Source organism: Candidatus Phytoplasma melaleucae, from assembly GCF_030588185.1.
Classification (GTDB): Bacteria; Bacillota_I; Bacilli_A; order Acholeplasmatales; family Acholeplasmataceae; genus Phytoplasma; species Phytoplasma melaleucae.
Genome location: NZ_JAOSID010000002.1, coordinates 1 through 24622, shown reverse-complemented (window position 1 = coordinate 24622; position 24622 = coordinate 1). Strand labels below are relative to the sequence as shown.

Annotated in this window: 20 protein-coding genes and 1 tRNA gene; 10 read left to right on the top strand and 11 right to left on the bottom strand. The window is 25.1% G+C overall.

The window, feature by feature from the left end:
- The 8 genes from pyrH to OC680_RS00500 all read right to left on the bottom strand — a co-directional run bounded on the left by pyrH (position 1) and on the right by OC680_RS00500 (position 8392).
- A complete protein-coding gene (pyrH, locus tag OC680_RS00535) occupies positions 1 to 714 on the bottom strand; it encodes a UMP kinase (protein WP_304515175.1) in 714 nt (237 codons plus the stop codon).
- Positions 715 to 810: 96 nt separating this feature from the next.
- Positions 811 to 1524, bottom strand: a complete 714-nt coding sequence (gene tsf, locus OC680_RS00530; RefSeq protein ID WP_304515174.1) for a translation elongation factor Ts — start codon at positions 1522 to 1524, stop codon at positions 811 to 813.
- Between the two features lie 127 nt (positions 1525 to 1651).
- Positions 1652 to 2425: a 30S ribosomal protein S2 gene (rpsB, locus tag OC680_RS00525; protein ID WP_304515173.1), complete on the bottom strand. Its 774-nt coding sequence runs from the start codon at positions 2423 to 2425 to the stop codon at positions 1652 to 1654.
- A gap of 212 nt (positions 2426 to 2637) precedes the next feature.
- Positions 2638 to 3099 carry a dCTP deaminase/dUTPase family protein gene (locus OC680_RS00520; protein WP_304515172.1) on the bottom strand — a complete coding sequence of 154 codons (462 nt, stop codon included), beginning with the start codon at positions 3097 to 3099 and terminating at the stop codon, positions 2638 to 2640.
- A complete protein-coding gene (locus tag OC680_RS00515; RefSeq protein WP_304515171.1) occupies positions 3096 to 4094 on the bottom strand; it encodes a tyrosine-type recombinase/integrase in 999 nt (332 codons plus the stop codon). Before OC680_RS00515 ends, OC680_RS00520 begins: the two co-directional genes overlap by 4 nt.
- 173 nt (positions 4095 to 4267) lie before the next feature.
- A complete protein-coding gene (locus tag OC680_RS00510) occupies positions 4268 to 5953 on the bottom strand; it encodes an AAA family ATPase (protein ID WP_304515170.1) in 1686 nt (561 codons plus the stop codon).
- Between the two features lie 549 nt (positions 5954 to 6502).
- Positions 6503 to 6706 carry a hypothetical protein gene (locus tag OC680_RS00505; RefSeq protein ID WP_304515169.1) on the bottom strand — a complete coding sequence of 68 codons (204 nt, stop codon included), beginning with the start codon at positions 6704 to 6706 and terminating at the stop codon, positions 6503 to 6505.
- Between the two features lie 891 nt (positions 6707 to 7597).
- On the bottom strand, positions 7598 to 8392 hold the full coding sequence (locus tag OC680_RS00500) for a hypothetical protein (protein WP_304515168.1): 795 nt from the start codon (positions 8390 to 8392) through the stop codon (positions 7598 to 7600).
- Between the two features lie 555 nt (positions 8393 to 8947).
- On the opposite strand from OC680_RS00500, the gene OC680_RS00495 reads away from it, so the two are divergent.
- The 7 genes from OC680_RS00495 to priA all read left to right on the top strand — a co-directional run bounded on the left by OC680_RS00495 (position 8948) and on the right by priA (position 16947).
- A complete protein-coding gene (locus OC680_RS00495) occupies positions 8948 to 10642 on the top strand; it encodes a DAK2 domain-containing protein (protein WP_304515167.1) in 1695 nt (564 codons plus the stop codon).
- Positions 10643 to 10704: 62 nt separating this feature from the next.
- Positions 10705 to 10791, top strand: a tRNA-Leu gene (locus OC680_RS00490).
- Between the two features lie 271 nt (positions 10792 to 11062).
- Positions 11063 to 12130, top strand: coding sequence for a transcription termination factor NusA (nusA, locus tag OC680_RS00485; protein ID WP_304515166.1), 1068 nt, complete (start codon positions 11063 to 11065; stop codon positions 12128 to 12130).
- Complete coding sequence (locus tag OC680_RS00480; protein ID WP_304515165.1) at positions 12114 to 12398, top strand: YlxR family protein; 285 nt, start codon at positions 12114 to 12116, stop codon at positions 12396 to 12398. Before nusA ends, OC680_RS00480 begins: the two co-directional genes overlap by 17 nt.
- A gap of 66 nt (positions 12399 to 12464) precedes the next feature.
- Positions 12465 to 14288, top strand: coding sequence for a translation initiation factor IF-2 (gene infB / locus OC680_RS00475; RefSeq protein WP_304515164.1), 1824 nt, complete (start codon positions 12465 to 12467; stop codon positions 14286 to 14288).
- A complete protein-coding gene (rbfA, locus tag OC680_RS00470) occupies positions 14281 to 14634 on the top strand; it encodes a 30S ribosome-binding factor RbfA (RefSeq protein WP_304515163.1) in 354 nt (117 codons plus the stop codon). The genes infB and rbfA overlap by 8 nt, the downstream gene beginning before the upstream one ends.
- 111 nt (positions 14635 to 14745) lie before the next feature.
- Positions 14746 to 16947 (top strand): replication restart helicase PriA, encoded by a 2202-nt coding sequence (gene priA, locus OC680_RS00465; RefSeq protein WP_304515162.1) that lies wholly within the window; start codon positions 14746 to 14748, stop codon positions 16945 to 16947.
- Positions 16948 to 17032: 85 nt separating this feature from the next.
- On the opposite strand, the gene plsY is transcribed toward priA, so the two are convergent.
- From plsY to OC680_RS00450, 3 genes are all read right to left on the bottom strand, one after another.
- The gene (gene plsY, locus OC680_RS00460) at positions 17033 to 17668 is read right to left on the bottom strand and encodes a glycerol-3-phosphate 1-O-acyltransferase PlsY (RefSeq protein WP_304515161.1); all 636 of its coding nucleotides are present in this window, start codon (positions 17666 to 17668) and stop codon (positions 17033 to 17035) included.
- 413 nt (positions 17669 to 18081) lie between these two features.
- On the bottom strand, positions 18082 to 19470 hold the full coding sequence (locus OC680_RS00455; RefSeq protein ID WP_304515160.1) for a 2-hydroxycarboxylate transporter family protein: 1389 nt from the start codon (positions 19468 to 19470) through the stop codon (positions 18082 to 18084).
- Positions 19471 to 19904: 434 nt separating this feature from the next.
- Positions 19905 to 20525: a superoxide dismutase gene (locus OC680_RS00450; RefSeq protein ID WP_304515159.1), complete on the bottom strand. Its 621-nt coding sequence runs from the start codon at positions 20523 to 20525 to the stop codon at positions 19905 to 19907.
- A gap of 964 nt (positions 20526 to 21489) precedes the next feature.
- Between OC680_RS00450 and pgsA the strand changes: the two genes are divergently transcribed.
- From pgsA to nrdF, 3 genes are all read left to right on the top strand, one after another.
- Complete coding sequence (pgsA, locus tag OC680_RS00445; protein WP_304515158.1) at positions 21490 to 22137, top strand: CDP-diacylglycerol--glycerol-3-phosphate 3-phosphatidyltransferase; 648 nt, start codon at positions 21490 to 21492, stop codon at positions 22135 to 22137.
- Between the two features lie 78 nt (positions 22138 to 22215).
- The gene (gene recA / locus OC680_RS00440) at positions 22216 to 23226 is read left to right on the top strand and encodes a recombinase RecA (protein ID WP_304515157.1); all 1011 of its coding nucleotides are present in this window, start codon (positions 22216 to 22218) and stop codon (positions 23224 to 23226) included.
- Between the two features lie 33 nt (positions 23227 to 23259).
- Complete coding sequence (gene nrdF / locus OC680_RS00435; RefSeq protein WP_304515156.1) at positions 23260 to 24306, top strand: class 1b ribonucleoside-diphosphate reductase subunit beta; 1047 nt, start codon at positions 23260 to 23262, stop codon at positions 24304 to 24306.
- Positions 24307 to 24622: the final 316 nt, after the last annotated feature.

Here is a 24622-nt window from a genome sequence, read left to right as displayed (position 1 = left end):
TCAATCCTCCTTAGATGTTATTAAAGTTCCTATTTTCTCTTTTAAAATTACTTTTTTTATGTTCCCTTTTTTATTCATATCAAAAACTATAATGTCAATTCCGTTTTCCCAACACAAAGAAACAGCTGTTATATCCATTACGTTTAGTCTTTTAGCTATAATATCTTTGTGTTCTATTTTTTTAAATAAAAAAGCATTCTTATTTGTTTTTGGGTCTTTGTTGTATACCCCTTCGACATTATTTTTAGCCATTAGTATAACATTAATATCTAATTCAGCTGCTCTTAAAGCAGCCGCAGTATCTGTAGAAAAATAAGGTTGTCCTATCCCCCCGCTTAAAATCACAAGACGTTTTTTTTCTAGATGACGGTCAGCTTTTTTTTTAATATAAGGTTCTGCTACAGCTAGCACATGAAAAGCTGTCATGACTCGAGTTTCAATTTTAAGATTTTCTAAAGCATCTTGTAAAGCTAAAGCGTTAACAATGGTCCCTAACATACCCATATAATCAGATTGGCCCCGTTTCATTCCTAATTCTTGCCCTATAACTCCTCGCCAAATATTGCCAGCACCAATAATAACTACTATTTGTATGCCTAAATTTTTGATTTCTTTAATTTCTTCAGCGATTTCTTTAACTTTTTGCGGATCAATATTAACGTCTTTGCCTTTTAATGCTTCGCCGCTTAATTTTAAAAGAATCTTTTGAAACATTTTTTCTCCTTTATCGCTCTAAGTATAGCTTACTCCAATTTTAGTCTAAAGGAACTTTGAATAACAAGATATATTTGTTTTTCTTTTCTCATAATTTTAATTATTATTATTAACTTCAAAGCGGCAAAAAGCGATTACATTAGTTTTATTTATTTGTAAATATTCATTTATGGTCTGAGCAGGATTGTCATAAAGAGATTGTTCTAATAAATGGTTTATCGATTGTGGATTGTAACCTGTTATATGAATAGCTAAATTTTTTGCTACTTCGGGGCAAGAATTTGTTAAACAGACTAAAGTAGAAATTTTTCCTCCTTGATGTTTGTAAGAACCGAAAATTTCGCTTTCTTTTTTATAAACTATTTTAATTCTGCTTAATACTATATTTTCTCTTAATATATTTTTTGTTTTCGATATGATATCTTCAATTTTATTATTGGTATTGTTTTGATCATATTTTAAAAAGTCATTTATCGTTTGAACAGAACCGTCAGCTTCTAATAATATTTTTTCTAATTGTATTATTAAATCGGTAAAATACTTATTTTTAGCTACAAAATCTGTTTCTGTATTGAGTTCTAATAAAATAGCTTTATTCTTTTTAAAAAGTACGCTAGTTAACCCTTCTGGCGTTTCATTCTGTTTTATTTTAGTTGAATTTATGAGATTTTGATCTTTTAATAATTGAATAGCTTTTTCTACATTACCTTCAGATTGTTCTAGAGCCTTTATACAATATTTGAAATTTAATTTAGTTAAATCTCTTAATTGTTTGATTTTCTTAAGTTTTTCTTTTTTTTCTGGTTCCATTCCTGTTTAAATTCTCCAAAATTTTATTTTTTTATTCAAAATGTTATAATATAAACGTTTATTTTAAGTCTTTTAATAAATGACATAAAATTGTTTATTTAGTTTTTTGGCAACATGTTTGGTCGAATCAAGCTTGTTTTTGTATATTGTTTGATGGTATATTTGTGTGAGTATTTATTTCTGGAGTATTTATCGCTGATATTTTTAGTGCTTCAACAACTGCATTAGCTATAATAGAGGTGATTAATTTTACTCCTTTAATGGCATCATTGTTAGCTGGAATAACATAATCTACTAAATCTGGATCACAATTACTATCAATAATACCAAAAATTTTAATATTCAGTTTTCTAGCTTCAGCAATTGCTATAACATCTTTTTGCGTGTCAACAATAAAGATAGCTTGTGGCAAAGTTTTCATATTTTTGATTCCGCCTAAAAATTTTTCTAGTTTTTCTCTTTTTTTGGTTAATTTCATTATTTCTTTTTTTGAAAAATGATCCCAAAAACCCTCTTTTTCTTGTTTATATAGTGTTTTTAAGAAATCAATTCTTTTGGCAATAGTTTGAAAATTTGTAAAAGTTCCACCCAACCATCTATGATTAACATAATATTGTTGACATCTTTGAGATTCTTTTTGAATAATTTCTTGAATTTGTTTTTTAGTTCCTAAAAACAATATTTTTCCACCAGAAGAAATTATTTGATAAATTTGCTTATAGGCTATTTCAATGTGTTCGATAGTTTTTTTCAGGTCTATAATGTGAATTTTATTTCTTACAAGAGGAATTTGATTATTAGCAGCAAATAAGTATTTTTTTGCTTTATAATGAGTTTTTTTTGCTGAATGACCAAAATGGATTCCAGCTTCTAATAATTGTTTCATAGATACAACGGCCATAGTAATGAAAGTAACTCCTTTAAAATTTAACTTATAATCATTTTTAACTAACAAAAATATAATTAAGAATTCTAATAAAATCTAAAATATAAAAAATATCATATTCAGCTAATCTGAAGTTGTAATTTATTACACAACTTTTTTATTTTAACCTACATATTTTAACATATTTTATTCTTTTTTTTTGCTATTTATTGCTAAAATGTTTTTATTTATTTTTGGCTAGTACTGCCGAAACCATTTATTCTTTTTTTATTGTGAACAACTTGATCATTATCTGTTAAATAAAAATTTTGAAAAATTCCTTGAGCAATTCTTTCGTTTTTGAAAATGTATGATGTTTCATTAGAAAAATTATATAAAGGTATCAAAATATGTCCTTCGTTTTGGATATTGTTATAATAATCACTGTCAATCACACCTACATGATTTGCTAACATTAATTTTTTTTTGATCGATAAAGAAGACCTAGCATAAATTAACAAAACCTTATTTTTAGGAAAAAAAGCTTTTATTCCAGTAGGTATCAAAGCTATTTGATATGGTTTGATACCTTTATCTTCTGCTGCTGCAAAATCATATCCTGCACTAAAACAGGTTTGTCTTTGAGGTAAATTAATGTTTTTATTTTTATAAATATTTATGATTTCAAAAAAAATATTTTTTTGGTTCATTTATTTAGTATTCCTTTGTCCTTATGTTTTTTGTTTTGTTTATGTATATTTCTAGGATGATTAGAAAGAAATTTATTTTTTAGAAAAGTATTTGAAACATGAGTGTAAATTTGAGTAGTTTTCAGATTGGTATGTCCTAATAATTCTTGTAAAACTCTTAAATCAGCTCCTTTATTTAATAAAATAGTAGCAAATGCATGTCTTATCATATGGGGAAAAACTTTTATGTCTTGTCCTGATTTCAAGCATATTTGTTCTAAAATAAATCTTATTCCTCTATCAGTTAAAGGGTTACCTTTTGAGTTAATCAACAAAAAAGGGTTATTTACGAAAGTTTTTTTATTTTCTTTTGTTATTAATTTATTTCTTACATTTTTAATATAAATTTTTATCATTTTAGATAAATTATTATGTATTGGTAAATATCTATCTTTTTTGCCTTTCCCTAAAATTAAAATTTGTTTATTAGTAAAATTTATGTTTTCTGTTTTTAAGGTAATTAGTTCGTTAACTCTAAGACCACAACTATATAATAAATCTAATATTAAATAATTGCGATAATTTAAATAAGTTGATAAATCTATTGAATCTAGTAAATTTTGTATTTTATCTTCGGAAATTATTTTAGGTAATTGTTTAGAAGTTTTATTGTTTTTGATTAATTTAAAAATATTATTAACTGACTCATATCTTTCCGTTAAAAAGTTATAAAAAGTTCTTAAAGCGGATATCTTTCTTATAATACTAATGTTTTTCAGTTTTTTTTTGTTTAAATAAGCAACAAAATAACGTGATTGGTGTTGTTGAGAGAGGTTTTTTAGATTAAAATCTAAATTTTGGTTTAATAAAAAGACTTTAAACTCTTTAACATCACTAATATAATTTTGAATAGTTAAAATTGAATAGTTATGTTCTATTCTTAAAAAAACTTCAAAATCATTGATCAACTGCAAAATTATTATATTCCTTTCTTTATGTCTAAGATTATATATCATATTTTATCTTAAACATTGCAAACAATAATAATTTATATTGTTTATTTCTATTTTTATTCTTATTCTATCTAATTAATAATTGTAGCAGTTTTAAAAATATAAAAAATTTATTGCTTTTATTATTTAAATGAAAAGAAAAAAGCAAAATATCTAAATAAATTTGCTTTTTTATATTAAAATTTTCTTATTATTTTTTTATTTTGAATCTTTTTTTTACGTTTTAAAAAAATAATGGTAGTTATTATAATAATGATTATGGATACTTTTGCAATTAACTTATGATTCTTGTTTAGTTTATATTTGCGATTTAATTTATCTATTATTAGGTTTTGATTTATTTCATCTTCATAAGCCAATTTGTTTAATAGTAAAATATTTTTGTTTTCATGGTATGTGTTTTTGTTTTTAAAGTCAAATTGTAATTGAATTAAAATAGAATTATTTTGCGTGTATAAGCATTGAGCTATTTTGTGAATTAAATTTGTATTTTGTTCTATAATTTGAGTAGTTGTTTTGTAAAAGAAATTTATCCACATTGTATTTGTGATTTTTTTGTTAGGATTTGGTTTTTTTTGATTAAAAATAAGTTCAAAAATGGAATCGTTTTTTTTGCTTCGAAATTTTTTTATTAATTTGATTACTTTTTCGACATCATCATAAGATGAATTATTCCTATAATTTGGTTTTAGAAATATTTTTTCTGTGATAAAACCGCTTAAATAATAAATTATTTCGTATATTATTTGCGTTTGAGTTTTTGGTGGCTTTTGATTAAAACTGTTTAGTTTTCCATAATTAGAAAAAAAGCAATTGAGTAAAATATTTTGGTCTAAAAATTTACTTTTTAAATAATTATCAACTTTGATAGAATCATAAATCATTTTATTTAAAATTAAACAAATTAAAATATGTCCTGCGTGATGATAAGATAAATTTTTTTGGTATTCTTTCCAAGATATATCTTTATGTTTTTTTCTTATAGCAATAAAGTCGACAATTTCTTGAATTTGTAACATATTCATTGTGGATGTTTTTTGAGTTATCATATTGGATTTAATTGTTATCCAAATATGTTCTAAATCTGTTTCATTTAGTATATCAATTTCCTTTGATATGATATCTAAAATAAATTTATGGTTTGGCAATAAATGCTTATCATAAATTTGCAAAATTTTTTGTTTTTTATAAAAATCATGTTGTCTTACATGGATTTTGAAATCAAATATTTCCGAATTGAATATTATTTTTTCTATTGCTTGCAAGTTATTCTCATTAGCGTTTATAGAACTAATAACTAAAATTTGAGAATTTTTTGTTAAGCTTTTTAAAGATGTTAATATTTGGTTTACAGCTTGTTTTTTGTTTAAAACATTTTGAGAATAAAAGTTATTATTTGTCTCCAAATTTTGTATTTTATTTACAAATAAAATGCAAGGTTTATTTTGATTAATTGTTTGAAAAAATTTTTGAAAATCAAAATTGTCTATTTCAATTTGTTTGCGCAAAAGATTATAAAATGATATACAGTAAAAAGGTACTTGATATTTTTGTGATATAGCTTGTGCTAGTAATTTTGTACTACTATCTGACGACCCATATAGCAAAATACTTTGAGTTTTGAAAGTTTTGAAATTTTGTATTTTTTCGTTTATAATTTTTATTTCTATAGAATTAGTTATTTTATTCAAGTTTACTTTTGTAGGCATGTATGCTTTAGACCAAAAAATGTGTATGTTTTTAATAGAATGCGGATAGAAACATTTGCTTGGATATTTGTATGTAAATACCGAATATGCAAAAATGCGCCCCCGCCCAAACCGGACAGGCCAGTCTCCTGGCATACGGCTTTCTGAGTTCATCTTTTTTCAGTTTTTTAAACTTATTTGAAGATTAGAATATATTAATAGCAATTGTTTATGTATAAATTATTTATGTTTTAAATAAATAAATTTTGGTTTTTGCTTATTTGCCTTATCGTTATTGCTATTGAATTGTCTTTTATATATTCTCTCTGGTTTCCTTGGCCTTGTGAATAGTTTTCCTATTCTCCTTGGTAAGACATTACTCTTACGACTACTATGAAACCTCTGCAACCTTACCTGTATCATTTTTTCTTTTATTTTAATGTTTTAGGCTTAGGTTTTTCCAAGGTAGTTACTTAATCTAGGTTAATAGATTTTCGGTTAGAGCAATGGACGGAATATTTTTTTTATTTATTATTTTAATATCCAGTAAGCTTCAAGTAAAATACAAGAGATAATTTTATTTGACGAAACATATGAATCAAATAAATGTCTTGAAGTATTGGATTAGAAGTGTTTTTCCAATAGCTTTTAGTTGCCTTTTTTTCTCTTAAGCCCATTTCAGGGTTTTAACCTTATTCTAATTCAACTTGCAGTTTCAAAATGTTATTTAAACTTTTTGCTACCGCTTTTTTGATATGCTATTGTCTCTTTTAGAGTTTCTTCTTCTAGATTAATCAAATGTTGACTGTCAATATGCGGATAGAAACATTTGCTTGGATATTTGTATGTAAATACCGAATATGCAAAAACGCGCCCCCGCCCAAACCGGACAGGCCAGTCTCCTGGCATCCGGCTTTCTGAGTTCATCTTTTGAGATTTATCATGTCTCATTCAGATTAGATTATAGAAACTAATTCGTTTTAACTTTACTAGGTGTTGATATAAATAATTCTTTATGAAAAATAATTTAATGTATTTTTTTATGATTTACAACGAAAAGAATATTTTACTTTTTTCTAGAAATGGTTTTTGATTTATTTTTTAAAATATTATTTCATTGATATTTTTTCGTCTTACTTTTTCACTCGTGTTAGTCAAAATGTTTATTAATTTCAAGATAATCTCTCTGCCGCCCTTCGCCTTGTAAATGGCTTTCCCATTTGCCTTGGTTGGGCATTACTCCAACGACTACTATGTTGGCTCTGTGTCCTTGACTTTATTATGATTGCTCATTATAAGATAAAATGATAATTTGGTTAACATTATCAAAATGTCTAGTTTTTTATCTTAAGTTTTAGGATTTCCAAGGTAGCTATTAAATAATTAGGTTTAAATACAAAAGTATCGGTTGGAGTCTTATTAAATTATTTTTTAGTTAAGCTTTTTATTAAAACCTTTTTTTATTTTATGTGATATCTTAGGTTTTAAATACAAGTGATAATTTTAAATATCGAGATAATATGTAATATTTAAACGCTTCTTCGGATGATTTTAAAGTTCTTAATAAACCTTTATCTTTGCTAAATTATAATTTCTGTCATTTTGCTCTTTACTTTGTTTAAGTTCAACCTTTTCTTTTCTTCATCTTGCAATTGAATTTTCAATTGCTTTCCAACTATGCTATTTTCCTCTTTTTCTTTTCAGTCTAGAGTCAAGTTGGTGATTTCTTCGATTATCACACGAAGTGCGGCACCTAAATCCGCTATTATTAATGCTCGAACTTGCGCCCTATCTCGTGACAGGTAGCCCCTGGGATTACTACTTAATTAAGCACTCGAACTTGCGCCCTGTTTCGAAAGATAATTGGTCTAAAGATAAATTATCTGCATATTTTTGGTCTTTTTGGGTTGGAAAGCTTTTGTTTATAAAAACTCCTAATAAGCCATTGGTGTAATAATTTTTGATTTTTTGCGTCATTCCTAGCATATTCTCATTATAAACAGCACTCATAGGATAATTTACCACTTGATACTTTCTGTCTACTAAATTTTTCTCTTGTAGATATTGTTTTATACTGCTAGAAACATCCTCGAAAGGATCTATGTATACATCTATTATTTCAGGTAGTGTTGACATTGGTAGGATAAATTGTTGGGATGTGTTTTGGAAATAACTTGCATATTTATTTATAATTTCTTGCCTTTTATTTGGCGAAGATAATATAATATTCATCATTATAGAATTGTGTTTATCATATAAAGATAATATTTCTTTCAATATTGTAACTGTACCAGATTTAGGGTTGTTGTTATTATTTACATTTACATTTAACTTTTTTTCTTTTTCTGTTGATTCTATGGATAAAGGTGTCTCTTCTTCGTTAAAAACTTCTTGTGGCTGTTGTTGCATGTCCGAAAACATTGAAGTTATTGATTCTTCTATTTCTTCTGCTTTATGTTCTTTTTTATTTATAAATTTAATTATTTTTTTACTTAATTTTTTTGGAATCAATGATTTATTTTTGTATGATATTTGTTTATTTTTTGTTAGTAAATTCTTATTGTTTAATTTTTTATTTATGAGTAATCTACTAATATTTACCGGTATGAACATTTTTTGCGCAAAAACCGTTATGTTGTACTTGTTAAATATTAGGATCAAATAGAAAAAGATTACGATTTTTTTAATAAAAGTTGATTTAACTATTTGCAGATAATGCAAGTAAGTTCGTTTTTTAAAGTTTTTTACGTTATGAACCTTTCTTTTTTTTGTTGTATACTAATTTATTAATATAAAAAAATCTTCCAATAATTATTCTAATATTTTTTTAGATTTTTTTTGCATTATTTCATAAAAAATATATGAAATGTTGTATATAAAGTATTTTTAAAATACCTAAACATAATATTCTGTGATATAAATCTTTTATTTAAAGATAGATTTATTTAGTATTTTAACTTGTAGAAATTTTTCTTATATTTCTTTGTGTCTTATTACTTATCAATATTATTTTACGAAAACTAATCTTATTCTAAAAGTTAACAAAGTTCCGACATTGCATAGGTTAATAATAATATTTCGAGCTAAAATTAAATGTGTTATAATAAAGAGTATTTTGACAATAGTTTTTAACCATTATTTAAAAATTATATAAAAGGATTGATCTAAATGACAAATCATAAAATTATAGATGGTATTTTGTTTAAAGCCATGATCATTAACGGAACTGTTCATTTAAAGAATAATTACCAAAAAATAAATAATTTAAATGTTTTTCCTGTTCCTGATGGTGATACAGGAACTAATATGCAAATGACTATGTTGGAAGGTATTAAAAAAATACAACCAATTCATGAGAATTCTATTTTAACAATCTCTAAAATTTTTTCTGATGCTTTATTGATAGGTTCTAAAGGTAATTCAGGAGTAATTTTATCTCAATTCTTTTCTGGGGTTTATTTACACATTAACAGATTACAAAAGAAATATATTAATGTACAAGAATTCATTCAAGTTTTAATTAGCGGTTATAAACATGCTTATAAAGCTGTTATAGAACCCATTGAAGGAACCATTTTAACTGTTTTACGTGAATCTGTTGAGGGAATTAGTAAACAACCATATTTTCAAACAATTAAAGAAGTGCTTAAAAGTATCACTAAATATGCCAAAATTTCTCTTAGTAAAACCCCTGATTTATTACCTATTTTAAAAAAATCTAATGTTGTTGATAGTGGCGGCGCAGGTTTTGTTTGTATTTTAGAAGGTATGCTAATGTATCTTGATAATATTAAATTATTTTTTCTTGACGAGTATAAAGATAATTTGCTCCAAAGTACAAATTCTTTTGATAACGATGTTCTTTGTTGTGGTCATGATAAAATATATGATATTGATATTAAGAATATTTACTGTACAGAATTTTTAATTAAGTTAAATAATTTAAAAAACTTTCATTTAACAGAGAGTCGAAAAAAGTTTTTAGAATATGGCGATTCTTTAATTTTATTGCTAAATAATAATTTGCTCAAAATTCATATTCATACTAACGCACCAGGGAGTGTTTTATCTGATTTATTACATTATGGTGAGTTAGTAAGATGTAAAATCGATAATATGAAAGAACAGAGTCAAGATTTTCTTCATAAACCAGAATTAAATTTAAACATTGATAAAATTAAAGATTATCAGATTATATCTTTTGTTTCTAATAAAGAACTTAAGATTATTTTTCAAGATATGAAAGTTGATCATGTTATTTGTTGCGATCCCAAAAAAAATGTTAATGTTATAGCTGAAGAATTAATGTCTATTTTAAAAAATATTACGGTTCAAGATGTCATTGTATTACCGAATGTAAATTCGAATTTATCATTTAAGATACATAAAATTTTAAGTAAGTTTACTAATCTGAATATTCATGTTTTGTCATCCAAAAACATAGCTCAAGGGTATAGTGCTCTTTTGGTTTTTAATGATAGTTTATCTTTCCAAGAGAACCTGAGAATTATGAAAGATCATATAAAGCAAAGCAAAATAGGCCAAATTTCTTTAGCTCAAAAGTTTGACTTACATCAAAAAGATGATATAAGAATTAAGGAGAATAGTTTCATGGCTGTCTTTCAGGATAAGATTCTTTTTAGCCATGAAGATATTGATTATGTAATACAAAAATTATTACATGAAATGTTTTTGGTATCCAGTCAAAGTAAATTCTTAACTATTTTTTATGATAAGAAACAAGTTAAAATGAAATATTTGCAAAAAATAGAAAGCTTTGTTTCTAAAAACTTTTCAAATATAGAAATAGAAAAAATAGAAAATATTGATAATGTTACCCCTTTTATTTTTATTCTAGAATAAAATAGAAGAAATTTCAATGTTCAACAAAAATAATGATTTATATGATACATTATTTTTGCTATGTGGATATGGCGGAATGGTATACGCGCATGTTTGAGGGGCATGTGAGAAGTTTTCTCTTGTGAGTTCGAATCTCATTATCCACACCATTTTTTTAAATTGTAACTATAATATTACGACAAAATCGATATTTATAGTGAATTAATTTATTTTAGTATTTTTATGAATAATAAATGTTAAACTATAATTAAGTTAATTTAAAATTTTATTTAAAATTTTATTTAAAATTTTAGATTTGTTTTTTTTAGGCTATGAAACGAAGTGGTTATTGTTGGTGACCACTTTTTTCATTTGGTTTTTTTGTGAAATCAATTTATTTTATGTATACTTTTATATTAGATTAGAAAGAGGTTATTTCATTTGATAATTAAAGATTTTTTAAATAACATCGATCAGTTGTCTCAAGAATATGAATTGACAAGAGAACAGACATTAAAAGCTTGCGAGAAAGGATTAATATCTGGTTGTAAAAAAAGTTTTCAAGTCAAAAGTTGCCGTGTTTGTTTTCAAAAAGACTATGATCAAATTCTTTTGTATAAGCAATATTTAGTTATTAGCGAACAAAGAAAAGAAATAATAAATTATAAAGAACATAGTTGTATGCTCTTAGAAGAAGCGCGTAAAATTGATAAAAATGTTCAAATAGGAGATATTCTAGAAATTGAAGTAGATCCTCAAAATTTTAATTTGCATGCTAGCAAAGATTTTAAAAATAAATTTCATGAAGAACTAATAAAACAAAAAAGAGAAAATATTTATAATTTCTTTAAAAATAAAGAAAATCACTTAATAAGCGCGGAAATATTTGATGAAAAAGATAACTTTTTTGTTTTAAGTCTAGAGAAAGATTTACACACCTTCTTATCTAAGAAGGAAATTCTTTATAATGATAATTTTTCTTTAGGAGAAAAAATATTAGTTTTGGTTACTAAAGTACAAAATACTACAAAAATGCCAAAAGTTTTTGTAAGTCGGAAAAATGTTCACTTTGTTATTGCATTATTCAAAGAATTTATCCCGGAAGTACAAGAAGGTATTATTAAAATTATGGGAATAGCTAGAATACCTTCTGATAGAGTAAAAGTAGGATTAATGACTACAGATGTTAAAATAGATCCGATTGGGGCTTGTATTGGGGAAAAAGGTATTCGAATTCAAAACATCATTAATGTGTTAAAAGGGGAAAAAATAGATTTATTTCAATGGAGTCTTGTTCCGGAAGAATTAATTACAAATGCTTTACAACCAGCCAAAATTATTAAAGTTACTGATATTAACACGAAACATAGAACTGTTTCAGTTATTGTGGAAGACAACCAAGTGTCTTTAGCTATTGGCAAACTAGGGCAAAATGTTAAATTAGCTGTGCAAGTAACTAAATGGAATATTAATATTAGAACTGTTAAACAATATGAACAAGAATATTGATTTAATTTTAGAGAAAAATATTTTAAGAACTTGCATTGTTAGTCGTCGTACTTATTTCAAGAAAGATTTACTTCGCATAGTTGTATCTAAAAACAAGATTATTTATATAGATTTAGAACAAAATATTCAAGGCAGAGGAGCTTATTTCATTTTAAATAAATTTAATGTTCTTTTTATTCAAAGAAAAAAAATTTTAGATAAAAAATTAAAAGTTTATGTACCAATAAATATTTATCAGGAAATTTGGCAATTATTAGATAATTTTTAAATATTTGGCAAATATTAATATTTCAATTTATTTTTTACTAAAAATTTTATAACCGTGAGGAGATTTATGAATAAAACTAGAAACAAAGAAACAAAAAAAGATCATTCAGATCATGAAGAGAAAATTCAAGTTAAAACTTATATTTTTAATCCTAAACATACTGTTCAAGATTTAGCTAATATTTTTCAAGTTTCTAATATTTTTCTGATTAAAAAATTATTAAAAATAGGTGTTAAAACTAATATTAATCAAGTGTTAAGTCGAGAAAATATAGAACTTTTAGGATTAGAACTAAATATTGAAATTATTCATAATACTCGAAAGGTTGTTTTGGATTCTAAACATATGACGCAAAAAAAAGGTTCAAATTTGATTCAGCGCATTCCGATTGTTACTATTATGGGACATGTAGATCATGGCAAAACTACTTTATTGGATGTTATTAGAAAAACACGTGTAGTTGATCAAGAATTTGGGGGAATTACTCAACATATTGGGGCTTATGAAGTAACTTATCAAAATAGTAAAATAACTTTTATAGATAGTCCAGGACATGAAGCTTTCCAGCAAATGAGAAGCAGAGGAGCTCAAATAACTGATATTTGTGTTATAGTAGTGGCTTGCGATGATGGAGTAAAACCACAAACTATAGAATCTATTAAACATGCTAAAAATGCGCAGGTAAATATTATTATTGCAATTAATAAAATAGATAAACCTAATAACAAAAAAGAAAATATTATGTCTGAATTATCTCAGTTGGGTTTAATTCCAGAAGAGTGGGGTGGGAATACGCCTTATATTGAAATTTCTGCTCTTAAACAACAAGGCATAAATACGTTATTAGAAACTATTTGTTTAATCAGCGAAATGAAAAATATCCAAGTTGATCTTTCTCAAGACGCTGAAGGCACAGTATTGGAGGCAAGTCTTATTAAAAATAAGGGGCCTGTTGCTACTTTAATTCTTTCTCAAGGGATATTAAAAATTGGTGATATTATTGTAGCTGGTTGTGTTTATGGTAAAGTTCGTTTTATGGAAAATAATTCTAAGAAAGCAGTTTTTCGCGCTTTTCCTTCGCAACCAATAGTAATTTATGGATTTAAACAAATTCCACAAGCTGGAGATAATTTTATTGTAGTTCCAAATGAAAAAAAAGCAAAACAAATTACAGAAAAAAGGCAACAATTACACAAGGAGAACAAACAACTTTCACAACTACAACAAAGTGCTCTCGCGAAAGTTAATGTTTTCCCTTTAAAAGATGAAAAACCAAAGAAAAATTTAAATGTTATTTTAAAAACTGATACACAAGGCATTATAGAAGCTATTCAAAAAATTTTAGAACCTTTAAATATTGAGGGCATTAAAGTTTATTTTGTAAAAAAATCAGTTGGTATGGTTACTAATAATGATATTATGTTGGCGAACGCTTGCGATGCCATTATAATTAATTTTAATACTATTTTGAACAACGATTTAATACAATTAGCTCATAATTTAAAAGTTGAAATTAAAACTTATAATATTTTGTATAAAATAGTCGAAGATATTCAACAAAAATTAAAAATATTGGTAAAACCTGTTCTAGAAGAAAAAGTGACAGGTCAAGCAGAAATTAGAAAGATTTTTTATATTAGTACTGTAGGATACATTGCTGGTTGTTATGTTGTTAATGGTGTTATTTATAGTAATTCTTTAGCTAAAGTAATACGTAATAATGCAATTATTTATCAAGGTAAAATAATTTCATTAAAACATCTTAAAAATAACATTTCTATTGCTCCAAAAAATAGTGAATGCGGAATTGTATTAGATAATTTTAATACTTTTCAAATTAGTGATATAATAGAATCATCTCGAATGGAGGAATCTTTAAATAATGAATAATGTTAATATTTCAGTCGCAAGAACAGCTAGTTTAATTCATAAAGAGTTAGTTTTTATTGTTAATAAAATAGTTCAAAATGAACAAATAGGGTACATTAATATAACTGATGTTCATTTACAAAATGATTTTTCTTCCAGCCAAGTATTTTATACTATTTTAAGTGACGATCCTCAAATTTTGTCCTTAGCACAGAAAATTATAGAGAAAAACAAAAAGGCTATTCGTGTAGCTTTAGCTAAACAAATAAAAAATATTAAAAGAATTCCAGTTTTAAATTTTGAATATGATCATTCTTTGTTTTATGGTGAACATATTGAGCATCTTTTAAACGAAATCAAAAAATAAAATAATTAACTTTGATTTTTTTTTGTTTTCGTTATTAATCAGAGTTACATTCTAAATACTAGCTTTATTCCCAATGTTAAAGAACTTATTCATGAAAAAATGGTGTATTAAATGATTGCAGAAATTCTTATAGATTTAGGAAATGCTTCTTTAAATAAATGTTTTGATTATACTATACCAGCAAATTTAATTCATTTAGTACAGAAAGGAATAAGAGTTGTTGTTTATTTTAATAATGTGTTACGTTTAGGTTATATTGTTGATGTTAAAGAAAAAAGTTTATTTGCTAATAAACCTATCATAGAAATTTTAGATAAAACTCCTATCTTAAACCAAGAACTTTTTTTGCTGATTGATGAAATATTAAAAGTGCCTTTTTCTGTAAAAGTAGCTGCTTATAGAACTGTTCTCCCTAAAAGTTTTTTAGTTTCTTATGTTAAAAAAATAATTTTTTTACAACCTGATTTAATTCCAATAAATATTAAACAGTATTTGCAAAAAAATAAATTTTTATTAAATACAAAGAATTATGGTCTTATGAAGCAAGTAATGCAATTAAAAGCTAGAAACATTATTAAAATGTTCACTATTCCTAAAAAAGAATTGTTAAGTTTGTCTTACGATAATATGAAAACATTAATCGAACAAGAAAGAGAACATCATATAATGGATTTAGCCGATTTGCACGGTACATTATATATTACACCCCCCAAAACCATTATTTTAAATGAACAACAACAGGCTCTTTGGAACAAAATTAACTTTTTTACTTATCAAACTTATTTATTTTACCATGAACATGATCCGGATAAGATGCAAATTTATTTCAAATTGATAGAACAAAATTTAATAAATAATAGACAAGTTCTAATTTTATTACCAGAAATTATTTTAATAAAAAGTTTTGTAAAAGAAATAAGAAAAATTTTCAAAAATATATCTATATCTATTTTAAACGGAGATTTAAATAAATTAGAAAATTTTCGTCGTAATATTGAAATACATCAACAAAAAATTGACCTTGTTATAGGAACAAGAATTGCTATTTTTGCTCCTTTGCATAAATTAGGAATTATTATTATTGATGAAGAGCACAACGAAGCTTTTATAGAAAAAGATAGAATTCCTAACTATGATACTAAAGAGTTAGCTCGTATAAGAGCTGTTTATCATCAAATTCCTTTAATTTTAAGCAGTTTTGCTCCTTCTTTAGAAAGTTATTATAAAGTTAAACTTAACGAATATCAAAGTTTAATTTTGAAAAACCAAAAATATCAAATTCCTATGAAGTTAATTGATATGAAACAAGAATTAAAAAATAATAATTTTTCTCCTTTTTCCGTTTTATTAATGCAGACTTTAATTCGTAATATTCAGACTAAAAAAAAAAGCCTTTTATTTATAAATTCTAAAGGGTTTGCTCCTTTTGTTTTGTGTCGTTTTTGCAATTATGTTCCTAAATGTCGGAAGTGTTATCAATCACTTCGTTTTTATCATTCTGAAAATAGTCTTAAGTGTGGTTTGTGTAATTATAAAGAAATCTTTTGTGTTAAATGCCCGTATTGTTTGCAAAACGCTCTTAGGAGTGTCAGTTTAGGTATTGAATATATCGAATCTTTTTTGAAACAAAAGTTTCCTCTTGCGAACATTTTGCGTTTAGATTCAAATACTTTCCCTGTGTTTAAATTAAAACAATATGAAAAAATCTTAAAAGATTCAGAACAAACCCAGATTGATATTTTTTTAGGTACACAAATGATTACTAAAAATTTACCACTCCCACATATTTCTTTAGTAGGTGTAATCATGACGGATATTCTCTTGAATATTCCTCATTTTACAGCTGCTGAAAAAACTTTTCAGTTGTTAATACAAATGGCGCGTAAATGTATTAAAGAAAATTCTATTATTATTGTTCAAAGTTATAATATCCAACATTATGTGCTTCAATCAGCTGTTAATTATGATATTGATTATTTCTATTCACGGGCTTTAAAAGAACGTAAAATTTATAATTATCCTCCTTTTGTTTTTGTCAGCCAAATATTAATAATGCATAAATATTTTAAAAAAGCTTGGGATATTGCACATCAAATAAAAATTATTTTAGCTCATAATGGTTTATCTAAAATAAAAATTTTAGGGCCTTATGTCCCTTTTATATCTGAAAAAAATGTTAGTCATAAAAGTGTTTATCGTGTTTTTTTAACTTTAAAATATATAAATTGGCCGCTTGATTTAAATTTTCTTAAAAAATATAAATTCCACAAAGATGCTTTCATTTTGTTTAATCGTTTTGCTAATGTATTATAGAAATTAAATAATAAATCCTGAGATGAATACAATACCCAACTCTTATAATAATCGATATTTAATAATTATTTTATATTATTAAGAGTTAATTAAAAGTTAATTTATTTTCTTTTTTATTTAATAAATTAATTATATTTCGATAATGTTTTACGAAAATTAAAATTGTTATTAGAAAAATAACGATTAATTCTATTGTTTGAATGTTGGAGCATGGTGATGTTTTTGTTTCTATATATAAGCTTATATTAACCAGCAAAGTAGATATAAGAGATGCCAAAGAAGCGTATTTACAAATGATTACTAAAATAATGAATAGTATAATACCTAGTAATCCTATCCAAGGGCTAATTCCGGTTACTACACCAACAGAAGTTGCAATAGCTTTTCCTCCTTGAAATCTATTGAAGATAGAAAACATTTGTCCTAGAATAGAAAACATACCTAGAAAAATTCTTTGATTACGCCAATTATTTAAATTAGGGTTCAAGGTATTTACAATAAATATAGGTAAAAAACCTTTTAAAAAATCGAGTAAAAAAGTCAAAAAGCCATATTTTAATCCTAGAATTCTGGTTACATTGGAAGAACCAATATTTTTGGAACCTAATAGCCTAATATCTTTTCTATGATATTTTCCTATCCACAATCCTACTGGAATAGCCCCTACAAGATAGCATAAAACATAAACTATGCAATATATTAAATAATTAGACTTATACATTTGATTTTGACTTTCTTATTTATTTTTAATAATTTCTAAATTTTTATGAATATTTTTCTGATACGAAAGAAAAGAATCATTCGGAATTAAAGATTTGACTTATAATAGTCTAACAGATTTTTGGATTTTCTATTTTTTATAGCTGTTATTTATCTGATGTTTACTTGTAGCAGATATAATGTTAATAATTAAATTTATTTTTATAGAAATGTTACAACTATTCTAGAAAATTTTTTTCATATTTTAAAATTTAAAACATTTTGAATTTATTAGAACGTATATAAATATATATGACTATTTCTGTTATGTCTAAGTTTTAAAATAATAATTATTACGTGAATTATAATGAAAAAATTCTGTTGAAACCTTGATTTCAACAGAATTTTATAAGAAATTATTTATTTTGATCATATTTACATGTATATACTTCTGAAAATGATAGAAGCACCAACATAAACTAAAGGACCAACTATTCTAGTTGCTATCATGGCAAAAGGTAGTAAAGAAAGTCTATGACTTATAGCCATTACACCTACATTACCGGTGCCGCCGATGCTATGAGAACAGATACCAGATGTTAAAGCAGTTTCTAGAGGATAAAAACCTAGTTTACGAGATAATAAAAATGTTATGGTAATTGCTGTTAGTAAAGAAAACATAACTATTAATAGAATATTTTTATCAGTCATAATTTTCTGTAATTGGTTAAAATTAGTAGTTAATCCTAAACCCACTAAAATTGCGCTTGTAAAATTTTCAGTCATAAATTTACCAGCTTGTTCAACACAATTTTGATATTCAGATGAAAACAAATCAAAAATCTTAATGATTAATAATATTAGAATAACATATACCATTGCGTCCATTTTACCATATAATAATTGATTAATCATACTACCTAAAGCGTAAAGGGCAAAAATAATAGTTAGTCCCATTCCGATTTTTTTATTCTCTGTTGAATATTTTTGTTGTTGTTGTTTATTAGTGCTGTTAATGGCATTATTTTTTTCTAAAGATCCTTTTCCGCTTAATTTAGTTTTATCAAAAAAAACATAAAGCAAACCAGCTAAAAAAATACTTAAAATTCTGGCTAAGATTAAAGGAGCTAAAATAAAACTTCTTATATCAGAAGGTGAACTAGTAGGGAATGCTTCTTTGTAAAGTCCGTTAGCAAAACCGTTAATGCCTAAATTTGTTCCCCCGTTAGTTAAAGGCACACCAATAAAAAAAATAGAATCTAAAAAAGAACCTTGACTTCTATTTTGAAATATTCCTGGACATTTATATTGTAGCAAAGCACCTAAAAAACCTATTACTAAAAAACAAGTACAAACAGCCAATATTGTTAAAGGTATGAACTTGAAGAGTGATCTTTTTAATAGGTTTTTATCCACACTTAAAAGACTGCCTGAAATAACAATAGTAATAAAAAATTGTGAAAAATTCATCCCTACACCATATTTACTATCAGCTTTGTTAAAAAAACCCTTATCAAAATTATTAGCCAGTTGAAATGGAATCCAACCTTTATATACTAAATAAGATGGAATAAAAATGCATAGCAGAAAGCCTAATCCTAATTTATTTAAAATAGGAATTTGTGAACCTATAAAATTTAGACCGAACCCTAAAACCATTATTAAGAACAAAGGAGTTAGCATAGGATGGTATAAATTTTGGCTTTTACTTGGCCATTCTCTTAAACAATAAATATTGAAAAACAATATACCACATAAACTTAAGAAAGCTAATGGATGAAATCCAAAAACTTTTATTTTTTTACGATTATTATTTGAAGGCATTTATATTAATGGTCCTCTCTTTTCTATTTCTAAAATGGATCTATATTTTTTTGATAAAAAATAAAATATTTCTTTCAAGAACTATTTTAAAAATAAATAGAAATGTTAAATACATTTTATTCTAGCATACAATTATTCAAAACTATTAATAACTTAGCAACAAATAAAAAGTAGTTCTAAGTAACTATATTTTTGAATAAGCAAACCCAAACAAATTAAAAGCAAAAGTATAATTTATTATTTAGTAAAATTAATATGGAAATATTATGAATGGAAAGAGGTAAAATAGCAAAAAAAATAAAAATGTTTATAAGAAAAAAGACATTTTTAATAAAAATAAAATATCTTTAGAATATGATAAGTACGAGAATTTTTACTAAGCTGATGGAACAACAATCTCTTTTTTTAAAACAGTTTTTATCTTTGTTATATATTTATTTAACTTTTGACAAGTTTAACTGTAAATTCATATCTATTTGTTCCCAATTTATGACATTAAAAAAAGCTTCTATATAATCTAAACGACGATTTTGATAATCTAGATAATAAGCATGTTCCCATAAATCAAGTCCTAGAAGAGGGTATCCCATTTCTAATACAGTATTTTGATCCTTAGTAGTTAATATTTCTGATTTATTTTGAAAATTTATTATCCAAAAAACCCAACCGCTACCAAATAAATTCATAGCTTTTTCAGAAAAAATATTTTTAAAATTATCTAAATTAATAAAATCACTTTTGATTAGATTGTCAATTGGTTGTGGCATTTGGTTGTTTTTATTTGATGACAAAACTTTCCAAAAGAAAGAATGATTAAAATGCCCTCCACCGTTATTTTGAACGGATATTCTAATGTCTTCTGGAATCAAGTTTTTATTTTTTAGCAAACTTTCCAAGCTATTGTTTATTTGCGGATATTTTTCTAAAGACAAATTTAATTTATTAACATATGTTTTATGATGTTTTTGATGATGTATTTGCATAGTTTTAGAGGATATAAAAGGTTCTAATGCATTATAATCATAAGGTAATTCAGGTAATTGATATTTTCCCATATATCAAAAAGACTCCTTTTCGTTATTTTTAAAATATAGTAAATTCTCTGCTATTATAACATTTAATTATCAAAAGAGAAAACATATATGGTATTATGTTTTTTTAATTTATTATTTTGTTTTTAGGCAGATTAGAAAAGTTACAAAATATAAAAAGGTATTTGAATAATAATATGTTATTCAAATTGACTCCATGTTATTACATAAAGTAGTTAATATGTGACCATGTAATGTTTTAGTTTTATAAAAATAGTTAGTTAGGGGAAATTTTTATTTTATTCTTTTAGATTCATTATTAATAATCAATAAGAGTAATAAAAATCTAAAATTTAATATTTAGTTGATATTTTAATGAAAAAAAAGAAAATAAAGTTTGGATCTAACTAGTAGAAATATTAAGAAGATTAAGTTTTTTATCAATTTACTTTTTAGCATATATAAAAACAAAAGCTAACATTTACTAAGATTTAAGAATAATTTTCTTTTGTCGTTATTTATTAGTTGTAGTAATTTCTGGAACAATTTATTTCTACAGCAACTGTTTAGATATCATTTGCATCTTGAAGAAAGATTATAATTAGTTTTTTTGAGTAAAATAAAAAATTTCTATTCAAAGTTTTAAGAATTTTGTTCAATAGAATGATAAACAAAAAAAGAAGATAACATTTTTAATTATTAATTTAAAAACATTTTGGAGAAAAGGGGGTTTTTATAAAAATAGATTATTTTTAATATTATTGTTTTATAGGTACATATTTTAATTTATGAAAAAAGGTATTATTTTCTTATAATAGTATTGTAAATGATAAATGAACTGCTTAATAACACCATGTTAATAGTAATAAAACGATAATAACATCAATATTTTTAGAATGCCAGTGTAAGTAATATTAATTTACATATATTCATAATTTCGCAATAACAGAGATTTAATAGTTTTTTCGTAAGAAAGATACAAAAAAATATGAAAAATATAATTAAAAAATCAGCTAATTTGTTAACTGTCTTTCGCATTTTTTTGGTTTTTTGTATGTTACCTTTTTTATATGTCAAGTTATTATCACATGAAATTGAAACTTTTAAAATGTATTTTAATATTATTTTTATAGTAGCATCTATTACAGACTATTTGGATGGTTATATCGCTAAAAAATTTCAAAAAACAACGCTTTTTGGTAAATTTTTTGATCCTATAGCGGATAAATTATTAGTAACAATTTCATTTTTTTATCTCTTTATATTATGTTATAATAGAGAATTACTAGTATACGACAATGATAAAATAATTAATTATATTTTAAGTTTTTTGCTTATTACAATTATAAGAGATTTTATTATAATGGGTGTACGTTTATTAGCTTTTGAAAAAAAGCATGTCATAGGAGCTTCTTTTTGGGGAAAATTAAAAACTTGTTTTACTTTTATATCAATTATCATATTATTACTTGCTGCTCAATTAGAAAATATTTGGCCAAAATTATTTCCAAAACAAATATTAAAAGTATATCATGTGATTAATGTTTTTTTGGTTCTTAATATTATTTTGATTATAATTTCAGGTTTAGATTATATCATTAAAAATTTCACGATAATTAATTCTGATTTTTTATAAAAATAAAATATATTTTTCTTGTAAATCATATATAAAGATTTTTATGAAAAAAATTTTGACTGATAAAAGGGGTAAAATATGAATCACGAATCAATAAATAATAATAAACAAGACTTAGAAAGAACAATTCGAGAGATAGAACAACGTTTTGGAAAAGGCAGTATTATGAAATTAAATTCTCGACAAACAGGCAAGATTGAAACCATTTCGAGTGGTTCTTTATCCTTAGATATAGCTTTATCAATAGGGGGATTCCCTAAAGGGCGTATTATTGAAATTTTTGGTCCTGAAAGTGCTGGCAAAACTACTTTAACATTGCATGCTATAGCGGAAGCCCAAAAACAAGGTGGTAATGTAGCTTTTATAGATGTAGAAAATGCTCTAGATGTTCGTTATGCTAAATCAATTGGAGTAGATATTGATAATTTGATTATTTCTCAACCTGATTCTGGAGAAAAAGCTTTAGATATTATAGAAGCATTAATCAAAAGTCAAAATATTAGTTTAATAGCAGTTGATTCGGTAGCTGCTTTAGTGCCTGAAGCTGAATTAAACGGCGAAAGTGGCGATTCCTTTATGGGGTTACATGCTAGAATTATGGGTCAAGCTATGCGAAAACAAACTCCAATTGCCTCTAAGACTAATACTATTGTTATTTATGTAAATCAACTAAGAGAAAAAGTAGGGGTTATATATGGAAGCAGTGAAACTACTCCAGGTGGTAAAGCTTTAAAATATTTTGCCTCTTTAAGATTAGATATTAGAAGAACATCAGAATTTATTAAAGACAATAATAACATTATTGGAATTAAATCTAATATTAAAATTGTAAAATCTAAAATATGTTCTCCTTTAAAAACAGTTAGTGTAGATATTTTTTATGGTAAGGGTATTTCTAAAATCGGAGAGATATTAGATTTGTCTGTAGGATTAAATTTGATACAGAAAAACGGAATGTGGTATAGTTTTAGAGAACAAAATATTGGGCAAGGCAAGGAAAAAGCTAAAGAATTTTTAATAAAAAATACGGTTATTGCACATGAATTAGAAACACAAATAAGAAAGCATCACAATCTGAGTTTGAAATGAATATTATAGAATAAAAGAAAGGTTTTTATAGTCGTGGAAGAAAAAAAAATAATTTATCAAGGTGCTAACTGGAATAATTTAGAAGATGATTTTACACAATATTTTTATGAACAGAATTTAAGTCAATTTTGGCGTCCAGAAGATATTAGTTTGCAAAGCGATTTGCATGTGTGGAATGAGTTATCTGAACAAGAAAAAAAGGCTTATTCAAGAAATCTTTTAGTTTTAACTTTTCTTGATACTTATCAAGGAGATATTGGTATGCCTGTAATGGTTCGTGCTTGTTTACCTTTTGAACATCAAAAGAAAGCTACTCTTAATTTTATGGGAGCTATGGAAAATGCAGTTCATGCTAAAAGTTATTCAAATATTTTTATGACTTTTTTAAATAAAGAAAAAATTGATGATTTATTTTTATGGGGCGAGAGACAAATGAATCTTCAAGTTATTATTAAATGTATTACTGATATTTACGAAGATTTGGAAAGAAATATTACTATACAAAAATCTGGTTTATTATCTGATATAAATATTTTTAATGAGATTAAATGGAAAAGTATGGTAGCTTCTGTTTTTTTAGAAACTTGGTTGTTTTATAGTGGTTTTTATCATCCTTTATACTATTATGGTCAGGGAAAATTAATGCAAGCGGGGGAAATTATCAATTTAATTATCAGAGATGAGAGTGTTCATGGATTATATATAGGTAGGTTAGCAAAAGAATTATATCTAGGTTTTGATACATTACAGCAGTTGAATTTAAAAAAATGGCTTTTTAATCTCTTAGAAAAACTTTATAAAGAACAAAAATTATTAACTTATGAAATCTATAATGAAATTAATTTAGTTGAAGATGTTAATGTATTTATTCGATACAACGCTAATAAAGCTTTATTAAATTTAGGATTTGAACAAAAGTTTCCGCAAGAAGAAGTTAATCCGGTAATTATCAATGGTTTAAATACTGAAACCAAAACGATGGATTATTTTTCTATGAAAGGTAATGGTTACCAGAAAATGGTATCTGAAAGCCTTAAAGATGAAGATTTTATTTTTTATGATGAACATAACATAAAATAAAAGAGTAAATTTTTTTCTATTTAAATTTGTATTATGCGATTAATATATATATTTTAGTTGAAATAAAAAAAAAGGAAAGTTTGTTTTAAACAAACTTTCCTTTTTTTTATTTTCTTAACTTTTTATGTATTATTCATGGCAGGGATATCAGGATTCGAACCCGAACAAGCGGTTTTGGAGACCGTTATGATGCGGATAGAAATATTGCGCCTTGTTTAAATAAATCAGGTTTCAATATGCCCCCCCCCAAACCGGACAGGCCAGTCTCCTGGCATCCGGCTTTCCAAGTGCAACTTGCAAAAGGGCATCAACCTTT

Excerpts from the sequence above, each read along its gene's own strand:
- OC680_RS00505 (WP_304515169.1), bottom strand. The coding sequence starts at position 6,706 with ATGAACTCAGAAAGCCGGATGCCAGGAGACTGGCCTGTCCGGTTTGGG.
- OC680_RS00450 (WP_304515159.1), bottom strand. The coding sequence starts at position 20,525 with ATGGGAAAATATCAATTACCTGAATTACCTTATGATTATAATGCATTA.
- plsY (WP_304515161.1), bottom strand. The coding sequence starts at position 17,668 with ATGTATAAGTCTAATTATTTAATATATTGCATAGTTTATGTTTTATGC.
- OC680_RS00520 (WP_304515172.1), bottom strand. The coding sequence starts at position 3,099 with ATGAACCAAAAAAATATTTTTTTTGAAATCATAAATATTTATAAAAAT.
- OC680_RS00515 (WP_304515171.1), bottom strand. The coding sequence starts at position 4,094 with ATGATATATAATCTTAGACATAAAGAAAGGAATATAATAATTTTGCAG.
- recA (WP_304515157.1), top strand. The coding sequence starts at position 22,216 with ATGAATCACGAATCAATAAATAATAATAAACAAGACTTAGAAAGAACA.
- pyrH (WP_304515175.1), bottom strand. The coding sequence starts at position 714 with ATGTTTCAAAAGATTCTTTTAAAATTAAGCGGCGAAGCATTAAAAGGC.
- OC680_RS00480 (WP_304515165.1), top strand. The coding sequence starts at position 12,114 with ATGAACAAGAATATTGATTTAATTTTAGAGAAAAATATTTTAAGAACT.
- infB (WP_304515164.1), top strand. The coding sequence starts at position 12,465 with ATGAATAAAACTAGAAACAAAGAAACAAAAAAAGATCATTCAGATCAT.
- rbfA (WP_304515163.1), top strand. The coding sequence starts at position 14,281 with ATGAATAATGTTAATATTTCAGTCGCAAGAACAGCTAGTTTAATTCAT.
- tsf (WP_304515174.1), bottom strand. The coding sequence starts at position 1,524 with ATGGAACCAGAAAAAAAAGAAAAACTTAAGAAAATCAAACAATTAAGA.
- OC680_RS00500 (WP_304515168.1), bottom strand. The coding sequence starts at position 8,392 with ATGTTCATACCGGTAAATATTAGTAGATTACTCATAAATAAAAAATTA.
- OC680_RS00510 (WP_304515170.1), bottom strand. The coding sequence starts at position 5,953 with ATGAACTCAGAAAGCCGTATGCCAGGAGACTGGCCTGTCCGGTTTGGG.
- OC680_RS00455 (WP_304515160.1), bottom strand. The coding sequence starts at position 19,470 with ATGCCTTCAAATAATAATCGTAAAAAAATAAAAGTTTTTGGATTTCAT.
- priA (WP_304515162.1), top strand. The coding sequence starts at position 14,746 with ATGATTGCAGAAATTCTTATAGATTTAGGAAATGCTTCTTTAAATAAA.
- pgsA (WP_304515158.1), top strand. The coding sequence starts at position 21,490 with ATGAAAAATATAATTAAAAAATCAGCTAATTTGTTAACTGTCTTTCGC.
- OC680_RS00495 (WP_304515167.1), top strand. The coding sequence starts at position 8,948 with ATGACAAATCATAAAATTATAGATGGTATTTTGTTTAAAGCCATGATC.
- rpsB (WP_304515173.1), bottom strand. The coding sequence starts at position 2,425 with ATGGCCGTTGTATCTATGAAACAATTATTAGAAGCTGGAATCCATTTT.